A 19,515-nucleotide genomic window follows, 5' to 3' on the forward strand; every position below is an offset into this window, starting at 1 on the left:
TTTTATACTGATCAATTTAACAGCAAAGAACGCTATTTTGAGAATTTGATGTCTTTGGATTCCGGATTTATAAACACTTGCCCTTGAATATTCTTGATCTGACCAGCAAGAATCGGAGCCTCACAGTTTAAAGTCTTGCTATCGCTTTCGTTACTAACCCCTTCTATCTTAATATTTTTGAAATTACCTAGATTAAACCCATTACCGTAACCCGTGTGGATTAAAACCACATTGATATTCGCATTCCCCTTAACATTAGTAATTGATATATTATGAATATTGGGACTCGTTGTTAGCAATCGAACATTGTTGTGATCACTCGTTGCAGCAATATTGTTTATTCTGATGTTTTCAATTCCTGCTTCTGCTTTTCCTTTATATTCATAGCCCATCGTCTGCATTGGCCAAACGTAGTTCTCTCCTCGCTTTCCCTCCATAACACTTGCATTCAATGCGGTACATGCAATTGTATCATCTCCTGTCTGCCCTTCAATATTCTCGATGAGAATATCTTTACATCCATTCCTCAAATTAATGCCGTCTCCATTCTTGATTCCTGCAGTTGAAAACTTTAGATCATGTAGATAACCATCTTGACAGCCCCATTCATGCGATATAGCCCAACATTTCGTCTTACTTATAGCGAAGTTCCCTATTTCAAAGCCCTTCACATTGGATAGCAAAATAGTTATCGTTCGCCACCCATAAAAGTCACCAATAAAGGATTCTTGTTTTCCTGTTTTTGGATTCAATCCTAGAAAAGCTATATCAGAACCTTCGAGGCTCGCTTGCTCCCCGATTCCAAGAATTTTAATATTCCTAGTTTCTTTCAAGTCGGCACAAACTCCATTTGGATTCTTAGCATCAACAATTACTCCGCCAATGCGAATCATGTTATCGAAAACGCCGTCTTTCATCTTGATTTTACCACTAAAGTGCAATTCTACATCACTATACATGATAATGGCTTGATCGATCAACACGTCGCGTGTAATCTCTACAACCCCTCCTTTCGAACGACTGACAAATTGGATAGCCTCATTTATTTTATTGATATCGGATCCTTTAAAATCATCAATATTGACCTTTAACTTGCTCGTACTCGTGGAAACGACTTGACCAGCCCCTGCAAATGAAGAAACTAAAATACTACAGGGAACTAGAAAACAAACTAACCACAACGCACTATTCTTCTTTAGCTTCCTCAAAAGCTCAACAATTACCATAGAAATCTTCATTCTTCAATGTAAACAATAACGATAGTATAAATTAAACTACCAGAAAATAGTGTATAATGCAGCTGTTATTCCTAAAACTAACAAAGCTCCAACAGCGAATCCTGTTTTCGTTTTAAACATATTCGTGTCGATTTCTAAGCCATTTGGTACAACACCCCGCTTGTTTTCATATATACTGATAATATACATACCGAGTACACAGAACAGGAATACAAAACCTACCCGATCGATAAATGGGATTTCATAAACTCCATTAACTGGGATTGAGAACCCACTTGAAGCTAGGAATGATAAATCCATAAATTTCGGCAAAAACTTAAGCACTATCGACATCAGGAATCCGCCAATTGTAGCAAATAATGCCGCATTCGAGGTGGTTTTCTTCCAGAAGAAGCCGAGTAGGAACATCGCAAAGATACCTGGCGAAACAAATCCTGTATATTCTTGAATATATTGGAAGCCACCTTTCTTATCAATACCTAAGTGTGGTGCAATGATAATTGCTAAGATCATCGAAACAATGATGGTTATCTTCCCAACATTTACTAATTTCTTTTCCGAAGCCTGCTTATCAAATATTTTTTGATAAATATCTAGCGAGAAGATTGTTGCTACAGAATTTGCCTTTCCAGCCAGTGAAGCAACAACGGCAGCAGTAAGGGCTGCAAAAGAAAGACCCTTTAATCCTGTTGGAAGTAAGTTCAATAACACTGGATATGCACGATCGGGATTTAATTCACCACTTGCCATCATCTCTTGTTGGAATAACCCGTCGTTATACAACACATAGGCTGCAATACCTGGTAGCACAACGATAATTGGCATTAATAATTTCAAAACCGCAGCAAATAACAAACCGTTTCTTGCAGTTCCCAAATCGGCACCTAAGGCACGCTGCGTAATGTATTGATTACATCCCCAATAGCTTAAATTTATTACCCACATACCACCGATGAGTACACTCAATCCTGGTAAATCTATATAATTAGGATTCTCCGGTTTTAGAATCATATGAAAATGATCTGCCGCCTTTTCATGTACAATATTGAATCCGTTCAACACGCCTTCACCTCCAAAATGATCTGAGACTAAGTTTAGTGCTAGATAAGTGGTAGCAAGCCCTCCAAGGATTAAGAAAAATACCTGAATAACGTCAGTATATCCGATTACCTTCATACCCCCTAGCGTTATGATAACAGCAAATACTGCTAGTCCGATCATACAGAGCTGAAAGTCCAAACCAGAGATACTGGAGACCGCTAAAGCTCCTAGAAACAAGATAGACGTTAAATTAACTACGATGTAAAGCAATAACCAGAAGACCGCCATGATCATTGATACGGTGCCATTGTAGCGTACATTCAAGAACTGTGGCATCGTAAAGATTTTATTCTTGAGGTACACCGGAAGGAAGAATACGGCTACTACGATTAGCGTGGCAGCTGCCATCCACTCATATGTAGCAATTGCCAAGCCTATCTTGAAGCCCGACCCACTCATACCGATGAATTGCTCGGCGGAAATATTCGAGGCTATTAATGATGCGCCAATCGCCCACCAAGTCAATGATCCTTCTGCAAGGAAATAATCCTTGGAATCTCCAGAGGCTGACTTCTTTTTATAATAAATATAGAGTCCATAGCCTGCAACTATGACGAAATAGCAGAGGAATACAATATAATCTTTAATTTCCATGGCTTATTGAACTGAGAATTTGTAAATAGATTTAGTTGAATAGGTTTCTCCCGGCTTTAGGATAGTGGACGGGAAGTTGGGTTGATTTGGAGCATCTGGAAAGTGTTGTGGCTCTAAACAAAAGCCTGTACGGAAACTATCTTTATTTCCATACTTCAATGTGACCTTTTCTGCCATGAAGTTACCTGAGTAAAACTGTATACCGGGCTCTTCGGTATAAATATCCATAAGGATTCCACTTTTATCACCCAATACTTTTGCCGCATGATTTAGGCCGTTCTCCTTAGTGCCATTCAGCACGAAATTATGATCATAGCCTTTACCGTAGCGAAGTTGATCGTCTTGCTGCTCTATATCCTTTCCAATCTTTTTTGCCGTAGTGAAATCAAATGCCGTTCCTTTTACTGAGGTAAGTTCTCCTGTTGGGATCAATGTACTATCAACTGGCGTGATTTCATTCGCAAATAAGGTTAATTGATGATCGGTAATGGTGCCCGATCCCTCGCCGTTCAAATTAAAGTAGGCGTGATTCGTAAGGTTGATTACCGTCTTCTTGTCGCTTGACGCTTTGTAGGCGATCGTTAATTCATTATTATCGGATAAACTGTAACTGACTTCCATTTGAATATTTCCCGGAAAGCCTTCGTTTTTATCAGGAAGAGTATATGAAAAGACGACTGATTTTTCATCCAATTGCTTCGCATTCCAATTTGCAAAGTGTACACCTTTAAATCCGCCATGCAAGGTATTCGGACCATTATTCGTTGGCGTCGTAAAGGTCTCTCCATCTATACTAAATTTCCCTTTTGCAATACGGTTTCCAAAGGGACCAACGATTGGGCCGAAATAAGGCTCTTCTGGGTTATTGTATAGTGATGCTTTATTGAATCCTAATACAACATCTGTCAACGCTCCATCTTTATTTGGAACTAGCAGGCCGACAAGACGGGCTCCAAAGTCCGTCAAATAGACCGTGGCTCCTTTAGCATTTTTTAATACATAGAGTTTTGCGAGCTTGCCTTCTATTTCTTCATTAAATTGAGCGGTATCCAACAAATCTTTACTCGTATTGGAAGAAGGTCCACTCTTATCTTGTTTTGTCCCTTGTTGGCAGGATAACATAGCCAGCAAAACACAACCTAAGAGTAGATTGGTTAGTTTACTATTCATAAGATTGTTTATAATCGTGTATCTAATATACTAATTCCGTCCCATTAGCAATGGAAACAAAAATAGGTGTTAATTCTAAATTGAACTGAGCTTTGTAACTCGGGCTTATTATCTCAACCAATTGTGCTGCAAACCCTTTTTCAACAATATTGATTGTACAACCTCCAAAACCTCCACCCATCATTCGCGCACCTTTCACTTGCGAAAAGCTTTTTGCCTGTTCAACAAGAAAGTCTAATTCCGGACAACTGACCTGGAATTCTTCGCTAATAGCCGTATGAGCCAAAAACATCTGTCTTCCTAACTCCTCAATATCCCCCTTTTCGAGTGCTTGACAAGCTTTACCTAAACGCTCGTTCTCCTCAATTACGTATTTAGATTTGACATACGCCTCTGGATCAACAGGCTTTACATACAACTCCAATTGATTCAAATTGACGTCGCGCAGACTCTTTACCTCAGGATACTCGGACTGGATAAGCTTAACAGCATGCTCGCATGCGTTTCTTCGATCGTTGTAGGCGGAAGAAGCTAAAGCATGTTTTACATTGGTATTTAGTAATACAATCTCATAATTCCCCAAATCTAGAGGAACGTAAGTATAGCTTAAATCACGACAATCCAATTTAATAACATGATCGGCTTTACTTAAAACAGATGCAAACTGATCCATAATACCGCACATTACACCCGCATAAGTATGTTCTGCTAATTGGCCTATTTTAGCGATCGTAACGCGATCAAGATCCAAGTGAAACAAAGAGTTAAGCGCGTAACCAGTAGCGCATTCTACAGCCGCAGAAGACGATAATCCTGCACCTAAAGGAATATCACCATCGATGTATAAATTAAACCCTCCGATAGATAGTCCTTTGTCTTTAATTTGTTGAACGACACCTAATATATAATTTGGCCATCCTTCCGATGTCGGCGCAATATCGACTAATTTAACTGAATAAGACTGTTTGAAATCTTCGGCAAATAAACTGATTAAATCATCATCTCTTTTTCCTACTGCCACATAAATCGCCTTATCTATTGCTGCAGGCAAAACAAAGCCCTCATTATAATCCGTATGCTCACCAATAATATTAATTCGTCCTGGTGATTTCACTAACAACGCGGCTTCTTGACCGAATATTTCTTTATAACGTTCTTTTAAAAGATTGGTATCTAACATTTACTGGGCTTTATAATGTATTGTGGATTGTTGTTTTATCATTTCAGCGGCACGTTCAGCCGTAATATCGCGTTGAGGATTTGCAAGCATCTCATAACCAACCATGAATTTCTTCACGCTCGCTGAACGAAGCAATGGTGGGTAAAAATGCATATGCCAGTGCCAATGCTTTTGTTCTCCTAAATTCACAGGAGCTTGGTGCATTCCTGCCGAATAAGGAAATGAGGTTTTAAAAATATTATCGTAACGAACTGTTAGTTCTTTTAGCGTTTTTGCAAAGTCAATTTTTTCATCTTCGGTAAACTGACTAATATCTTGCACATGACGCTTGGAGATAATCATCGTTTCAAATGGCCATGCCGCCCAAAATGGAACTAAAGCCACAAAAAACTCATTGTTAACAACTATGCGCTCATCTTTTTTGAGTTCTAGCTCTAGATAGTTTGATAACAAGCTTTTCTGATGTTTCTCAAAATAAGCTTGTTGTTGCCTATTCTCTTTCAATATTTCTACGGGCAGGCTACTCTCGGCCCAAATTTGTCCATGTGGATGCGGATTACTACAGCCCATGATAGCACCTTTGTTCTCAAAGATCTGAATATAGTTAATCCAGCTTTCTTGACTAAGTTCTATAAACTCCTTTTGCCATAAATCAACAACCTTTTTGATATCATCAGTTTCCATCTCCGGAAGCGTAAGATCATGTCGCGGACTGAAAGCGATAACCTTACAAATTCCTCGTTCGGTTTCGGCTATAAGCAAATCTTCTTCGTTCACTGTGGCCTTCTCCGTGTCCACTAGTAAAGCAGAAAAGTCATTTATAAAAACAAAACTATCTGAGTATTTAGGATTTAAAGTGCCATCAGCACGCTGATTTCCAGGACATAAATAACAGGATGGATCATAAGCTGGGCGGCTATCTGTTGCCGTTTCTTCTATTTGTCCTTGCCAAGGACGCTTACTGCGATGTGGAGACACTAAAATAAACTCCCCAGTAAGTAAGTTTAACCTCTTATGAGGATGCTCGTTTATTAATGGTTCAGGCATAGGTTTTTTGCTCTTCGTTAATCTAAAATACAAAATACAATGGTAAACTAAAGGACTAGGTGTAATTTTTACACTTTATTCGGATATATTCATTTAGTTTTAGAAATGAAAAACAACAGCGATAAAAACCATCAAACAGGCATTACAACACTATGCATGGCTATTGCTGCTGTTTAACGAATGGATAAAGAAATAACGTTTCGATAAATTACTTACGCTCTAAATTATTGAGTTCAAAGAAAATTTTCCTATATTCAACTCAACTAAATAGAGTTAGCAAAGGAATTGCTAGTTCGTTAAACCTTATTTCATCTACATCCTTAATCGAATGAGTGCTTTTCAAATTAAAGAAAATCCAGAAGTTTATGATGCTATCGTGGTGGGCTCGGGAGCCGGAGGAGGCATGGCAGGATATATTTTGGCAAACGCAGGACTTAAAGTCTTGATGTTAGAGGCAGGTCCCTTTTTTGATCCTGGAAAAGATGCTTTACAAATGCGTTGGCCATGGGAATCTCCGCGACGCGGCGCTTCAACCACCCGTCCATTTGGCGACTTTGACGCTGCTTACGGCGGCTGGCAACTTGAAGGGGAACCTTACAGCAAAGTTGATGGAACTGAATTTGAATGGTTTCGTGCGCGAATGCTTGGCGGAAGAACCAATCACTGGGGGCGCATTTCATTACGTATGGGACCAGATGATTTTAAACCTACTGACGGGATTACCGATCCATGGCCGATTAGCTATGAAGAAGTGAAACCTTTCTATGACCGTGTCGATCGTATGATAGGCATTTACGGTACCGTAGAAGGAATTCGTAATGAACCGGATGGTATCTTTATGAAACCACCGAAGCCTCGACTTCACGAGCTTTATATTGCTAAATCAGCGCGAAAAGCAGGCGTTCCTGTTATTGCGGGTCGCGGAGCGGTATTAACGGAGGCTTCTCCAGAAATAAAAGGCCGAGGCACCTGTTTTTATTGTGGACAATGCGGTCGTTCCTGTAAAGTATATGGAGATTTCTCATCTTCCTCTTGCCTCGTTATTCCAGCAATGAAAACTGGGAATCTAAAAGTTATTGATAATGCAATGGTTCGCGAGGTTCTTACCAATGACGAAGGTATTGCAACAGGCGTATCTTATGTAAATACAAAAGATCTTCAAGAATACACGGCAAAAGGCAAAACGGTAATCTTAGGTGCCAGTGCCTGTGAATCAGCACGCCTGATGTTGAATTCAAAATCTGCTTCCCATCCTTCAGGCGTAGGAAACAGTAGTGGTTTGGTTGGAAGATATCTACATGACTCTACCGGCGCTAGTTTGTCGGGATTTATACCAAGCTTGATGGACCGAAAACGATACAACGAAGACGGTACAGGAAGCGTGCATATCTATTCACCTTGGTGGGGTGATCACAGCAAACTCAATTTCCCTAGAGGCTATCATATCGAATATTGGGGAGGTATGGGCATGCCTGCTTATGGCTCCTTCAATGGTATCCCAAGCCTTAATGGTAAAGTTCCGGGACCAGATGGACAAGCGAAGGCTGCTGGAGGTTACGGAGCTTCGCTAAAACAAGATGTTCGCCGTTTCTATGGCGCCTCGGTTGGCATGGCCGGTCGGGGAACAGCTTTAGCTCGCAAAGATAATTACTGCGAAATTGATCCATTAAAAGTGGATAAGTTTGGCATCCCTGTTCTTCGCTTCAACTACAAATGGGCTGACGAGGAAATCGCACAGGCTAAACACATGCAAGAAACTTTTCAATCTATCATGCATGAAATGGGTGCAATTATCACCTCTACCATCCAAGGCCCAGAAACACTTTATGGCCTAGAAGCTCCCGGGATGATTATACATGAAGGTGGCACAACACGAATGGGAGATGATGCTAAGAAATCAGTATTAAACCGCTGGGGACAAGCACATGATTGTAAAAACCTTTACGTTGTTGATGCGGGACCATTTGTACAGCAGGGTGATAAGAATCTAACTTGGACAATTCTTGCCCTTTCCATGCGTACAGCAGAGTATATTTTAGAAGAAAAGAAAAAACTAAACAGCTAAATTAGCGATGAACAGAAGAGATTCACTAAAAGCCCTAGGGCTTATTGCTGCCGGTTCTAGCGTAATTGCCGGCGCCTGTAAAGATGATAAAACAATAGTCAAGAAAGATGCTTCCGCGAGCGGCGACAAGTTACCAGGGGTTCAAGACTTTGAACACGAACGGACACAAGAACTTCTCAGCGAAACTTTCTTTACAGAACATGAAATAGCGACCATAACCGTCCTTGCAGATATCATTATCCCGAAAGATGAAGTTTCTGGGAGTGCATCAGAAGCGGGTGTTCCAGCTTTTATAGAGTTTATGGTTAAGGATATTCCAAGCAACCAAGTTCCCATGCGTGGCGGGCTTCGTTGGCTTGATTTGCAATCGCAAAAAAGATTCAAAAACCCATTTATTAAATGCAAAAGTGAAGAACAACTAGCATTAGTCGATGAAATCGCCTATCCCGAAAAAGCGAAGCCTGAGATGATGCAAGGAGTGGCATTCTTCTCGCTGATGAGGAACTTCACGACCTCAGGTTTTTTTACTACCGAAATGGGAATAAAAGACTTAGGTTATGTGGGTAATCGTCCAGGAGTATGGGCTGGTGTTCCTGCAGATGTACTCAAAGCGCATGGCTTTGAACACAACGACTTGAAGACTTAATAAAGAGATTTGTTAAATCTTCTTCTTGATGGGGATTTGCGAGATTTGTGCAAGACCCGATCTTTTAATGGACACCTTGATTCAGGAGAGCAATTGACGTGCAAGCTTACCTATTGGGAAGGGATCCAAAATTGGAAAAAACCTTTAATCCTTGGTTGCATCAACATAACGATAAATGTTTCAATTCGATCAGTCTGTTGGCTGATGTTAAGTTGCTATAGGACTTGGAAAAATATATCTATGCATAAACTATTTTATCGTCCATTTAGGGAAACCTCCACGAACCACTATTTAATTTGTTAGCTTTGCTGTGCGAGCTGAATTTCTCGTTCGAGTCGTATCAAAAATTTCAGACATCATCAAGTTGCGAACGCTGGACAGGCTATCAAGCTAAAGTGAAATTGTGCGGCATTTGAAGCGTGCCTCTATACAAAAAAGTCAACTTATCACTCGGTTCTTTCTCCCCTATGGAGCCTAAGCAATCAAAATTTCAAACAAATTTATCTTTTATTTTTTTGGAAATCCAAAGGTGGTTTTCTAAATTCGAACTCACAAACACTGTATTTAGCAGCCTTTGTCTCACAATTTGAAACTATCATAGTGTATGAAAATATATTTTAGTTCTAAATTCTGTTATGAAAACTATTATCTACAAAACAAAAAACAACCTTAACCGATTATTAATTTGTGCATTTTTTTCCTTAACAATTATTGCGAATACGCGAGCAGTTTGGGCCCAGCACAGTTCATTGAGTGCCAATCTTATAAATTTAGAGGCAACCAGTACGGAAGTTTTCCGATATCAGTTGGAATTACGCCACCAAGGGGAGGGACCGCGCGACTACGATCTTAGTGCTGAACTACCGAGCGGCTGGCAGGCTAACTTTACAGCGCTGGGAAGCGCCGTCCGTGCAGTACAGGTAAAAGCTAATGAGCCCTACGCTATTACTTTAGAAATTCATCCATCTCCGCATACCAAAGCGGGAAAATTCCCGATTGCAGTATATGCGAAAGCTGCTAATGATAGCCTACAAGTAGCACTTCAGGCGGTTATAAAAGGGACATATAGGTTAAGTATCCGCACACCTGAAGAACGCTTGAATGAAACGATTGTCGCCGGGGGATCTAAAGTGCTTAAGTTGCTGGTCAAAAATGAGGGCAGCTTGGATTTGAAAGATTTGGCAATTTCCTCCACATTGCCCACAAATTGGGAAACACAAATCAATCCTGCCAAACTAGAGTATTTACGTTCTGGCGATTCTCACGAGTTTACTGTTAACTTGAAAGCGCCTGAGAAAAGTATTGCAGGAGATTACATGACAACCTATGACGTCAAGAGCTCGCAACTTAGCGAAAAAGCGGATATCCGTATAACCGTTAAAGCCTCCCTATTATCGGGATGGCTAGGAATTTTAGCGATATTCGTGGCCCTATCGCTGGTGTTTTATCTGTTCCGAACGTACGGTCGTCGCTAGCAATTTTTCACGTCTATTTCGGTTTACTTTAATAACGGCAAATTACAACATGAAAGAGACCCTTATTGAGCTCCACTCCGTCAGCAAAATTTACGGAGATCGCAAAGCGGTAGATGAACTTAATTTAAAAATTTTTCAAGGCGAAATTTTTGGTTTGCTGGGTCCTAACGGCGCAGGGAAGTCCACCACAATGCTGATGATCTTAGGACTGACCGAAGCATCCGCTGGAAACATTTACGTTAACGGATTATCTCCCTATCACTCTGCGATAGCAGTGAAGCGCGAGATTGGCTATCTTGCAGATGCAGTTGGCTTCTACGATCACATGACGGCGCATGAAAACTTAGCTTTTTTCGCATCACTAAACCAAATCCCTCGGCCTCAGGTTGGAGAAAGAGTCGATCAGCTATTAAAACTTGTTGGGCTTTCTTCGGTTTCCCACAAAAAGCCCTCCACTTTTTCTAGGGGTATGAAGCAGCGATTAGGTATTGCTCAAGCATTGGTGAAGCGCCCGAAAATATTAATCCTTGACGAACCCACTTTGGGTCTTGATCCGAGCGGAGTAGAAGAACTATTACAACTAGTCAGGGACCTAAACGCACTATTCGGCATCACGATAATCATCTCATCGCACCAATTAGATCAAGTACAGAAAGTCTGTCACCGTGTTGGACTATTTGTTGAAGGCAAAATGGAAGCAGTGGGAAGTATCGCTGATTTATCACACCAACTCATTAGCAAACTCGGCCACCAAAGCAGTATTTGGTGGCATGGCGAATTCAATAGGGGCAAGTCTGTTTTGACCGAGTCAATTATAGCGCAATGGCCCTCAGCGACGTTAAGTTGGACAGATCAGTCTGTAAAAATTTCAACTCCCCAATTCTCTACCCCACAGCTTGTAAAACTGTGCGTAGAGCATGGGATGTCTATCAAACAAGTTCAAAGTAATGATTTAACATTAGAGGAAATTTATGGCAAATATTTTACCCCTGAAAAAAACGAACCAAAAAGCAGCGGCGTTTAAACATGCACCTTTCGCTAAGGTAGGTGACTTTTGGCATGCCCCAGTGACGGGAAGAGACACCAATTCAGCGTTCATTACCCTTGTAAGTAAAGAAATGCGCGCAGCGGTCCGCAGCTGGAAGTTTACCATTTTAATTCTATTAGTCACGCTTATTTTCATCGCATCGAGCTATGTTTCCATGCTGGCCCTTTCCAACTTGCGGGACGCCGTCACGAGTGAAAAATTTCACTTATATTTAAAACTTTTCACCACAAGTGAACAATCGATCCCGCCATTTTATGTTTTTTTAAACTTTTTAGCGCCTTTACTTGGAATATCCCTTGGCTTCGACTCGATTAATTCAGAGCGGAATAATGGCACCTTAATGCCCTTACTCTCTCAAGCTTTGTTTCGCGACGACGTATTGCTCAGTAAATTTATCGGTCCACTGAACGTCGTAGCGATTCTTTTTTTGTCAATCACACTGATGATGCTGGGTACCGTCATGTTAATAACTGGAGTGCCGCTTAGCCCAATGGAGTTCACACGCATTATTCTATTCGTTCTTATTACGATATTGTATGTAGGCTTTTGGTTGAGTTTCGCAGTTTTTTGCTCGATTGTTTTCAATCAGCCTTCGACATCGGCTCTGGCAGCTATAGGCCTATGGCTTTTTTTCACTGTATTTTATCCCATGTTGGTGAATTTACTGATGACTATGCTTGTTGCTAATCCCGGAAATCTGCAAGAGTCGGAATATCTTCAATATGCTGACATAGCGATTAATTTATCGAGGATCTCGCCGAGTCAACTATATAACGACGCAACTGCGACTTTATTGATTCCTTCGGTACGAACCTTGGGGCCAATGAGTCTGGAACAAACTTTTGGTGCAATACCGTCAGATCTAACTGTTAGTAATTCATTGACAATAATTTTCCCACAACTAAGTGGATTACTCGCCAGTTCGGTGACGATATTCGCATTGTGCTACTTCTTGTTTATGCGAAAGGAAATACGTGCATAAATAATAATCGAATAACGATACTATTTGAATAAGTGGCGTAGATGGGGCCACTTATTCTGGTTAATCGAATGTCAACATTCCCGGTCATTATTTCGAATTTGAATAACTCCAAAGACATGCCACTCGATTTTTATTTATAGCCAGAAAGGCGGGAGTTGCTCTAGCAGCGCTTCAGTCCGTATCATCGTTTTAGATGAACGATTTCGAACTCCAACGCGCGCTTTAAAAATTTTGGAACGTTCCAAGCGATTTCTCGAGTGATCTTATCCTCTGAAATTCTGGTAATCGATACGAATAGATCGACCTGAGCATTCAAGAGTCGTTTAGGGTAGCGACTGATTCGCATGAAACGACAGTTTCATGATCACTGTGAAATTTGATGAGAATTTTGCCGAAAGTCGTTGGAACTGCGCATGATTTTCTGAATCATAGCATTTCAACCTACTCAGGGAAAACTTAAAATCAGGTGGTTTGAAGGAAGGCCGATATTTCAGCCATCACGCTAAGACAAACCCCTTAAAAATAGATGTACCGTCAAGCGATCGCTATACACTCATTACGTATCGGCATCTTGCCCCATCATCAGTGGCATTGATCACTACTGCTGTTGAAGTTTCTAATTCGAAAATCTCTATATCCAGTCTAAGCAACCGGATTGTCATAGCATCGCTTACTTGAAACCGCAGAGGATACCATTAGCGATGAAGTTGGCCGAAAACGGTCCGCAATACGATCCCTATTAACGTTCATTAGGATTGTCATTAGGCGTTTATTCCTCAAAAAATCAGTTTTGTGCTCAGCGATCGCAGCAGCTAATATGAGACGGCGTGGGGATGATAATTTTCATAAACGTTTCCTAACTCGCAGCAGAAAGTAATGGTATTTAGCATCCTAGATATTTGTTACTTGCTCCAGCAGGCAAGAATCGCTAACTGTCAATTAAATAATAAAGCTGTCTACTTTGCAAAATGCCCTTGGTTATTCATTGTGGAGGGAACAGCAGCAATGCATGAAGATATCAGGCTTAGCGCGTAATGTGATACTGTTGGATTTTTTATTTCCTCTGTTCGAGTTGAAAGGAAATAGACAGTGGTATTTGTTTAACCAAATAGCGGATAAATTGTCGAATGCAACAGCAAACTGCCAGCTCAATCAATTATCCTACAGCATTCACGCTAAACACTAGTCAGTTCGAAAACAGTAATTTCTGGAGCAATCCCCACTCGGCCAGGATATCCTAGGAATCCATATCCAGTGTTGACATATAATTGACTTTTCCCTTCGGTATAAAGCCCCGCCCACTCTTTATAGATGTATTTCGCTGGCGACCATTGAAAGTTTTCGCCACGAACACCAAATTGCATACCATGTGTATGTCCAGCAAACATAGCGTCTACATCTGTATCCAACACCTCAGCACGCCAGTGTGAAGGATCATGTGATAATAATAATTTTACTGGCTTATCTTCAGTTCCCATCAAGGCTTTCTTTAAATCACCTTTCTTCGGAAAACGTCCGGTACCCCAATTCTGGACACCAACAATGGATAACTCATCAGCACCCATTTTAAGTGTTCTATTTTCGTCCATCAGTAAATCCCAACCCATTACTTTATGGGTATCGATTACATCTTGAAGATTTTTACGTTTAGCTGCAGAATCTTCCTTACCATAATAGTAATCCCCATAGTCATGATTTCCTAAGGTGGAGTAAACACCTAAATCGGCATGTAGTTTAGAGAAAATATCTTGATAATCTCTCATCTCTGAGGCCACGTTATTGACTAAATCACCCGTAAAGAAAATCATATCAGGCTTTTCGCCTAATAGCATTTCGATTCCACCTAAAACTGCTTTTTTGTTATAAAATGAGCCTGAGTGGACATCGGAAATCTGGGCAAGTTTCAAGCCATGGAAGGCCTTCGGAAGATTTGGTAAAACTAGTCGTTGACGACGTATTCTATAATCATAAGCTGTCGAGATTACGCCCCAGGCCAACGGTAGCATAGGCAATGCCGCGACCAAGATTCCTGATTTCATTAAGAAATCAGATCTTGATATGCCATTTTTAGGCACTTCAGGAAGCGGTTTCTCTAATTCTTCAAAATTCTCTTCAATGTGTGTCTTTTTGGTTGCACTAAATAAGCGTGAAAGCCATACCCCTCCTCTTCGAATATCATCGATAATCAATACTGCTGCAAATATAAATTTGCTAACTGCAGTCATGAAAAAAGCGACTAGGATGATGGAACGATACATCAAGGGTATGCTGTACTGGAAAGAAATATACAGTCCTACTAGCAGTGCGATAGAATATCCCCACCACAAATAGGTGAACCATTTGGTCTTGACAAACTTGATATTAGTCGCACGAAGCGCGAAGAATATGTAAAAGTCTAGAATAAATAATAATACTGTATTTAACTGTAACATGCTTAATTATTGTTTGCTATAACCATTCTGCGAAGCGCTTCAATCCATTTCGGATTTCTATTCAAACTTTCGACCATATGCACTTCTTCACCTCCCAAATCTTTAAACTCATTTGCGTATTCCACCTGAATTTCATCAATGGTCTCGATACAGTCCGCGACAAAAGCCGGACTAAATACCAAAATACGCTTAGCACCACTTTCTGCTAACTTATGAAGGGTATCAGAGGTATAAGGTTGAATCCAAGGAGTTTTGCCTAAACGGGATTGAAAACAAACCGTAAATTTATCTTTCGGAAGATTTAACTTTTCTGTTATTGCTTTTGTTGTTGCATAACAATGTGATAAATAGCAATATGGATTCGCTTCCGTTCTACACTGATCACACCCGAAATCAGGACATTTCACCTCAGCATTGGCATGTACTTTTCCCAACTGCCTTACAGGAAGACCATGATAACTGAACAAGAAATGGTCGAAAGACGCTAAATCATGCTTCAAAGCGTGCTCCGCAATTACTTCAATCATCAACGGATCGTCGTAATAACTACTAACAAAGTTTATCTTTGGTATGAACTGCCAAGTACGCATAATCTCCATTACTTTATCAATAACAGAGCCAGTTGTTGCGGAAGCATATTGTGGAAATAATGGAATGACGGTCAATGATTCTAACAGCATACCTTCCATTTTCGATAAGGCATTCTCAATCGACGGGTTTTGGTACCTCATGGCTAGCTCGACATGATACTCTTCCCCAAGCACTTCTTGTAATTTTTCTTGCTGATACAAGCTGTAGGTCATTAAGGGCGACCCCGCTTCGTTATCCCAAATACTCGCATAAGTTGCTGCAGAATTACCGGAACGCTTCGGCACAATGATACCTTTTACTAATAGTGATCTAGAAATATAGGGAATATCCATAACGCGCGGATCCATCAAAAACTGTGTTAAATAACGTTTAACATCACTTTTAGCAGGCGAGTTAGGCGTCCCCAATTGCACTAACAGCACCCCCTTTTTAGCTTTATTCCTCATATGTAGAGCAAAAATAAACATTAATTATAGCAAAAGAGGCTCTGCTATAGAATTTTAAAATAAGATGACGATTAATAGGACGAGATGGTCTCTTTCACTTTTTTCATTAACCACATCGGAGTAGATGTAGCTCCACAGATTCCAACGGTATCATTTTCAGCAAATAAACTGCTATCTATTTCCGCGGGGTCTGAGATAAAATGAGTTTCAGGGTTAACCTGCTTACAAACTTCGAATAATACTTTCCCGTTTGAGGATTTCTTGCCTGATACAAAAATGATCTTATCGTATTGTCTCGCAAAGTTACCAAGATCTTCGTATCGGTTTGAAACCTGACGACAAATTGTATCATTTGCCTTGACTTCATATCCTCGTCTTAATAACTCGTCCTTGATTTGATAAAAACGATCTACAGATTTTGTGGTTTGACTATATAGCGTAAATTTCGCCGGTAATTCTACCGCATCTAATTCGTCTATATCTTGAAAGACAATGGCTTCATTATTTGTCTGCCCTTGCAAACCAATCACTTCCGCATGCCCATGTTTTCCGAAAATAAGAATCTTTTCGTCATCGTCATGTGAAGTCTTAATACGGTTTTGAAGTTTTAATACGACCGGACAAGAAGCGTCGATCAAAGTAATATTGTTTTCTAAGGCAATGCGATAAGTTTCAGGAGCCTCTCCGTGAGCACGAATAAGAACCTTTTCATTTTGAAGTGTTTGCAAATCACTGTGCGCAATAATGCGAAGTCCCTTGGCTTTTAGCCGAGCGACTTCCTCATCATTATGCACAATATCTCCCAAGCAATAAAGATATCCCTCTTCATCCAGAATCTCCTCAGCCATATCAATGGCATAAACGACTCCGAAACAAAATCCAGAATCTTTATCTATTGTCACTTGCAAGTTCTTTGCCATATTACAAAGTTAAGGTTTAGCGAGTACTAAACAATATTTTGAAACATAAATAAATATGCTATTTCAATACAAATTTGAATCCTAAGGAGAATCTACCAGGCTCAAAATGTGAACTATGCGAAAGATTCCACCATGGTTTCCAGTCAAAATGCATCGCTAGCGGCGTAGAAGGAATTCTGAACTCCAATCCTACAGCTGGACGAATTGCGACATCAACATGTGAATCATCGTCCCAATGATCATCGTCATCATACCAATCTTTATCCCATTTTCCATGATCAATAAATGATAACTGAGGACCGATACCTACATACCATGATAGTCCACGAGCACCGGATATACGTTGATTATATGAATAATCTACACCTAACACGGTAATGTTGTCGCCGAATAATACTTGCGCATTACCTGCATTGAAGCCCCCAAAATTGTGTTTAATTTGCGGACCGAATAAAGTTTGTCCATCTCCGGCATCAATACCTAATCCTAATGCGGTACGATAAGGAGTTTGTGCTTGTACCCCCGTAGAAGCGATAAGAAATCCAAATGCCATTAAAATAGGCAGAATAATCTTTTTCATAGTAATTATACTGTTTGTGATAATTCAAACTTTGTGAGTCAAAGTTTTCGCTGTTTAAACAAATAACTTGCCAAAAAAGGTTAAAATCCGCATCTAAATCATAAGACTACGTTAAAACACTGTGTCTAAGAGATGTAAGGCTTCATCCTTTTTCGTATTCTCAAAGAGGTTCAAATAGACTTTTTCCTGCTATTTCTATTTTCCCAATAAGATCTCAAAACAAAATGAAGTTTTTTTTAGTTGCATTACTAATAATTTATTCAATTGAAAACGTAACTTTGCAAAAAATTCTTAGAGTAAAATGGCTACAAACAGAACATTCACAATGATTAAACCAGATGCAGTTGCAAATGGTCACATTGGTGCTATCTTAAATGACATTATTGCTGCCGGTTTCAAAATCGTAGCGATGAAATACATCCACTTGACAGATACTTCTGCAGGTAACTTCTATGCAGTACATAAAGAACGTCCTTTCTATGGTGATTTAGTAAGCTTCATGACTTCAGGTCCTATTGTTGCGGCAATCCTAGAAAAAGAAAACGCTGTTGAAGATTTCCGTACTTTAATTGGTGCTACTGACCCTGCAAAAGCTGCAGAAGGTACAATCCGTAGTAAATACGCAAAATCTATCGACGCAAATGCGGTTCACGGATCAGATTCTGATGAGAATGCGGACATCGAAGGTAACTTCTTTTTCAGTCAATTCGAGAGATTTTAATCGACATTGAGATAATATAGAAAGGGGACCTACGGTCCCTTTTTTTGTGCATTTAGTTTCAGACAGGCTTGCACGCTAGAATGTTATATTATCATGTAAATCATTCATTTAAATGATTTATATTTGGATATAAAGATGACGAAAAGGAAAACAAAAACACCCATGAAAACAAATCAACTATCTTATTTATTCGCATTCCTCTTGTTTTTTATCTTCCTTCCAGGAATAAGTCAAGCTCAATTTGGCGGCTTGCTAGACAAAGCTGCGAAAGTAACCGGTGCTAAAGGCGCTAAAGTACTTGGTCTTGATAAAATATTTAAAGAACCAGAAGCCATCAGCACTAACTTTGATGATGTCAACCGCGATGGTCAGCAGATGCCTGATTTTCAAGCAGACGCAACTTTCAAAGCTTTAACCTCATTGCCAAAAAACACAGCAGGTGGATTTATATTAGCTGCAGGTCATTATGAAATTGATAACAAAAGCTATTGTTTGAAGGCCGGAACATTCGCTCCTTCGTCTGGTGATGGCTATATGTATGCTCCAACTTTAGGTAAGAAAAAAGAAATCGTAACAGCGATTCTAAAGAGCGCAGAAAAACATCCTGAAGTTAAACAAACCGACATTCAGATGTTATTATGGACGATCATTGCGCGTACGAAATTCAGTGATTATTCAGGATCTGTAAAGGTCACAGCTATACAATTATTAACACCTCAACAATTACTACAACTTGAGGGTGGGGCTTTAGGAATTCTGCCGTTTGACGTGGTTCAACAGGCAAAAGATAAACTTCCAAAAGAACTGCAAGCGGTTTTTGAAGCAGAAAACAAAATTAGAGGATTGGTATCATCCGGCAACTACACTTATGCCGAGTTTGAGCAATATGCAATTTTAGCGGGTATGGCACCGAAAAGAGAAGATACGCCAAGCGGAATTTGGACATACCATTCAGATGGCTACTATGTTCGATATTTCCCAAGTGGATATAGCCGCACGAAGACACAAATCTACGTTCCTGCAGAAGCAATAGAAAAGAATGCAGGTAAAGCGTTAATTTACGATGCGACAGATGATATTGCATGTCCAGCAAACGTGGGTTCCCAACGACTTGCTCAAACCAATGAAATTTATGAATAATAAAAGATTTTAATCTTTCGATTATCATATAAAAAAGGAAGGGGCTGTCTAAAAAGGTCTCTTAAAGAAAGAACCCCGTCATTAAAAAATGGCGGGGTTTTTCTGTTTTTTTGTCCTTAAGATTTTGTATCTTAAGGTG

At 40.0% G+C, this 19,515-nt stretch carries 16 protein-coding genes; 7 read left to right on the top strand and 9 right to left on the bottom strand.

Going from position 1 to position 19,515, the window contains the following annotated elements; translation table 11 throughout:
* Nucleotides 1–32 precede the first annotated feature (32 nt).
* From GFH32_RS16715 to GFH32_RS16735, 5 genes are read right to left on the bottom strand one after another with little or no spacing between them, the layout of a single operon-like run.
* Nucleotides 33–1,238 carry a glycoside hydrolase family protein gene (locus tag GFH32_RS16715; RefSeq protein ID WP_153512681.1) on the bottom strand — a complete coding sequence of 402 codons (1,206 nt, stop codon included), beginning with the start codon at nucleotides 1,236–1,238 and terminating at the stop codon, nucleotides 33–35.
* Nucleotides 1,239–1,274: 36 nt separating this feature from the next.
* Complete coding sequence (locus GFH32_RS16720) at nucleotides 1,275–2,933, bottom strand: sodium/sugar symporter (protein WP_153512682.1); 1,659 nt, start codon at nucleotides 2,931–2,933, stop codon at nucleotides 1,275–1,277.
* A gap of 3 nt (nucleotides 2,934–2,936) precedes the next feature.
* Nucleotides 2,937–4,103, bottom strand: a complete 1,167-nt coding sequence (locus GFH32_RS16725; RefSeq protein ID WP_153512683.1) for an aldose epimerase family protein — start codon at nucleotides 4,101–4,103, stop codon at nucleotides 2,937–2,939.
* A 22-nt stretch (nucleotides 4,104–4,125) separates the two neighbouring features.
* Nucleotides 4,126–5,283: a galactokinase gene (galK, locus tag GFH32_RS16730; RefSeq protein ID WP_153512684.1), complete on the bottom strand. Its 1,158-nt coding sequence runs from the start codon at nucleotides 5,281–5,283 to the stop codon at nucleotides 4,126–4,128.
* Complete coding sequence (locus tag GFH32_RS16735; RefSeq protein WP_153512685.1) at nucleotides 5,284–6,330, bottom strand: UDP-glucose--hexose-1-phosphate uridylyltransferase; 1,047 nt, start codon at nucleotides 6,328–6,330, stop codon at nucleotides 5,284–5,286.
* A 328-nt stretch (nucleotides 6,331–6,658) separates the two neighbouring features.
* On the opposite strand from GFH32_RS16735, the gene GFH32_RS16740 reads away from it, so the two are divergent.
* From GFH32_RS16740 to GFH32_RS16760, 5 genes are all read left to right on the top strand, one after another.
* On the top strand, nucleotides 6,659–8,395 hold the full coding sequence (locus tag GFH32_RS16740; protein WP_153512686.1) for a GMC family oxidoreductase: 1,737 nt from the start codon (nucleotides 6,659–6,661) through the stop codon (nucleotides 8,393–8,395).
* A gap of 7 nt (nucleotides 8,396–8,402) precedes the next feature.
* Nucleotides 8,403–9,041: a gluconate 2-dehydrogenase subunit 3 family protein gene (locus GFH32_RS16745; protein WP_153512687.1), complete on the top strand. Its 639-nt coding sequence runs from the start codon at nucleotides 8,403–8,405 to the stop codon at nucleotides 9,039–9,041.
* Between the two features lie 635 nt (nucleotides 9,042–9,676).
* On the top strand, nucleotides 9,677–10,516 hold the full coding sequence (locus GFH32_RS16750; protein ID WP_153512688.1) for a COG1470 family protein: 840 nt from the start codon (nucleotides 9,677–9,679) through the stop codon (nucleotides 10,514–10,516).
* Nucleotides 10,517–10,565: 49 nt separating this feature from the next.
* The gene (locus tag GFH32_RS16755) at nucleotides 10,566–11,540 is read left to right on the top strand and encodes an ABC transporter ATP-binding protein (RefSeq protein WP_153512689.1); all 975 of its coding nucleotides are present in this window, start codon (nucleotides 10,566–10,568) and stop codon (nucleotides 11,538–11,540) included.
* On the top strand, nucleotides 11,488–12,546 hold the full coding sequence (locus GFH32_RS16760) for an ABC transporter permease (protein WP_153512690.1): 1,059 nt from the start codon (nucleotides 11,488–11,490) through the stop codon (nucleotides 12,544–12,546). Before GFH32_RS16755 ends, GFH32_RS16760 begins: the two co-directional genes overlap by 53 nt.
* A 1,175-nt stretch (nucleotides 12,547–13,721) precedes the next feature.
* On the opposite strand, the gene GFH32_RS16765 is transcribed toward GFH32_RS16760, so the two are convergent.
* The 4 genes from GFH32_RS16765 to GFH32_RS16780 all read right to left on the bottom strand — a co-directional run bounded on the left by GFH32_RS16765 (nucleotide 13,722) and on the right by GFH32_RS16780 (nucleotide 17,515).
* Nucleotides 13,722–14,978 carry a metallophosphoesterase gene (locus tag GFH32_RS16765; RefSeq protein ID WP_153512691.1) on the bottom strand — a complete coding sequence of 419 codons (1,257 nt, stop codon included), beginning with the start codon at nucleotides 14,976–14,978 and terminating at the stop codon, nucleotides 13,722–13,724.
* 2 nt (nucleotides 14,979–14,980) lie between these two features.
* Nucleotides 14,981–16,015: a ferrochelatase gene (hemH, locus tag GFH32_RS16770; protein WP_153512692.1), complete on the bottom strand. Its 1,035-nt coding sequence runs from the start codon at nucleotides 16,013–16,015 to the stop codon at nucleotides 14,981–14,983.
* A 71-nt stretch (nucleotides 16,016–16,086) separates the two neighbouring features.
* Nucleotides 16,087–16,935 (bottom strand): 4-hydroxy-3-methylbut-2-enyl diphosphate reductase, encoded by an 849-nt coding sequence (locus GFH32_RS16775; protein WP_153512693.1) that lies wholly within the window; start codon nucleotides 16,933–16,935, stop codon nucleotides 16,087–16,089.
* A gap of 58 nt (nucleotides 16,936–16,993) precedes the next feature.
* Nucleotides 16,994–17,515: a hypothetical protein gene (locus GFH32_RS16780; RefSeq protein WP_153512694.1), complete on the bottom strand. Its 522-nt coding sequence runs from the start codon at nucleotides 17,513–17,515 to the stop codon at nucleotides 16,994–16,996.
* A 301-nt stretch (nucleotides 17,516–17,816) separates the two neighbouring features.
* Here GFH32_RS16780 and GFH32_RS16785 point away from each other — a divergent pair, with 301 nt between their 5' ends.
* Together GFH32_RS16785 and GFH32_RS16790 are read left to right on the top strand one after the other, a co-directional pair.
* Nucleotides 17,817–18,236 carry a nucleoside-diphosphate kinase gene (locus GFH32_RS16785; RefSeq protein ID WP_153512695.1) on the top strand — a complete coding sequence of 140 codons (420 nt, stop codon included), beginning with the start codon at nucleotides 17,817–17,819 and terminating at the stop codon, nucleotides 18,234–18,236.
* Nucleotides 18,237–18,398: 162 nt separating this feature from the next.
* Nucleotides 18,399–19,376 (top strand): hypothetical protein, encoded by a 978-nt coding sequence (locus GFH32_RS16790; RefSeq protein ID WP_153512696.1) that lies wholly within the window; start codon nucleotides 18,399–18,401, stop codon nucleotides 19,374–19,376.
* Nucleotides 19,377–19,515: the final 139 nt, after the last annotated feature.

This window comes from Sphingobacteruim zhuxiongii (genome assembly GCF_009557615.1).
Lineage (GTDB): Bacteria > Bacteroidota > Bacteroidia > Sphingobacteriales > Sphingobacteriaceae > Sphingobacterium > Sphingobacterium zhuxiongii.

What these genes read in the sequence shown, in the direction of transcription:
- galK (WP_153512684.1), bottom strand. Translation starts at nt 5,283, where the DNA reads ATGTTAGATACCAATCTTTTAAAAGAACGTTATAAAGAAATATTCGGT.
- GFH32_RS16725 (WP_153512683.1), bottom strand. Translation starts at nt 4,103, where the DNA reads ATGAATAGTAAACTAACCAATCTACTCTTAGGTTGTGTTTTGCTGGCT.
- GFH32_RS16735 (WP_153512685.1), bottom strand. Translation starts at nt 6,330, where the DNA reads ATGCCTGAACCATTAATAAACGAGCATCCTCATAAGAGGTTAAACTTA.
- GFH32_RS16780 (WP_153512694.1), bottom strand. Translation starts at nt 17,515, where the DNA reads ATGAAAAAGATTATTCTGCCTATTTTAATGGCATTTGGATTTCTTATC.
- GFH32_RS16755 (WP_153512689.1), top strand. Translation starts at nt 10,566, where the DNA reads ATGAAAGAGACCCTTATTGAGCTCCACTCCGTCAGCAAAATTTACGGA.
- GFH32_RS16760 (WP_153512690.1), top strand. Translation starts at nt 11,488, where the DNA reads ATGGCAAATATTTTACCCCTGAAAAAAACGAACCAAAAAGCAGCGGCG.
- GFH32_RS16765 (WP_153512691.1), bottom strand. Translation starts at nt 14,978, where the DNA reads ATGTTACAGTTAAATACAGTATTATTATTTATTCTAGACTTTTACATA.
- GFH32_RS16750 (WP_153512688.1), top strand. Translation starts at nt 9,677, where the DNA reads ATGAAAACTATTATCTACAAAACAAAAAACAACCTTAACCGATTATTA.
- GFH32_RS16790 (WP_153512696.1), top strand. Translation starts at nt 18,399, where the DNA reads ATGAAAACAAATCAACTATCTTATTTATTCGCATTCCTCTTGTTTTTT.
- GFH32_RS16745 (WP_153512687.1), top strand. Translation starts at nt 8,403, where the DNA reads ATGAACAGAAGAGATTCACTAAAAGCCCTAGGGCTTATTGCTGCCGGT.
- hemH (WP_153512692.1), bottom strand. Translation starts at nt 16,015, where the DNA reads ATGAGGAATAAAGCTAAAAAGGGGGTGCTGTTAGTGCAATTGGGGACG.
- GFH32_RS16715 (WP_153512681.1), bottom strand. Translation starts at nt 1,238, where the DNA reads ATGAAGATTTCTATGGTAATTGTTGAGCTTTTGAGGAAGCTAAAGAAG.
- GFH32_RS16785 (WP_153512695.1), top strand. Translation starts at nt 17,817, where the DNA reads ATGGCTACAAACAGAACATTCACAATGATTAAACCAGATGCAGTTGCA.
- GFH32_RS16720 (WP_153512682.1), bottom strand. Translation starts at nt 2,933, where the DNA reads ATGGAAATTAAAGATTATATTGTATTCCTCTGCTATTTCGTCATAGTT.
- GFH32_RS16740 (WP_153512686.1), top strand. Translation starts at nt 6,659, where the DNA reads ATGAGTGCTTTTCAAATTAAAGAAAATCCAGAAGTTTATGATGCTATC.
- GFH32_RS16775 (WP_153512693.1), bottom strand. Translation starts at nt 16,935, where the DNA reads ATGGCAAAGAACTTGCAAGTGACAATAGATAAAGATTCTGGATTTTGT.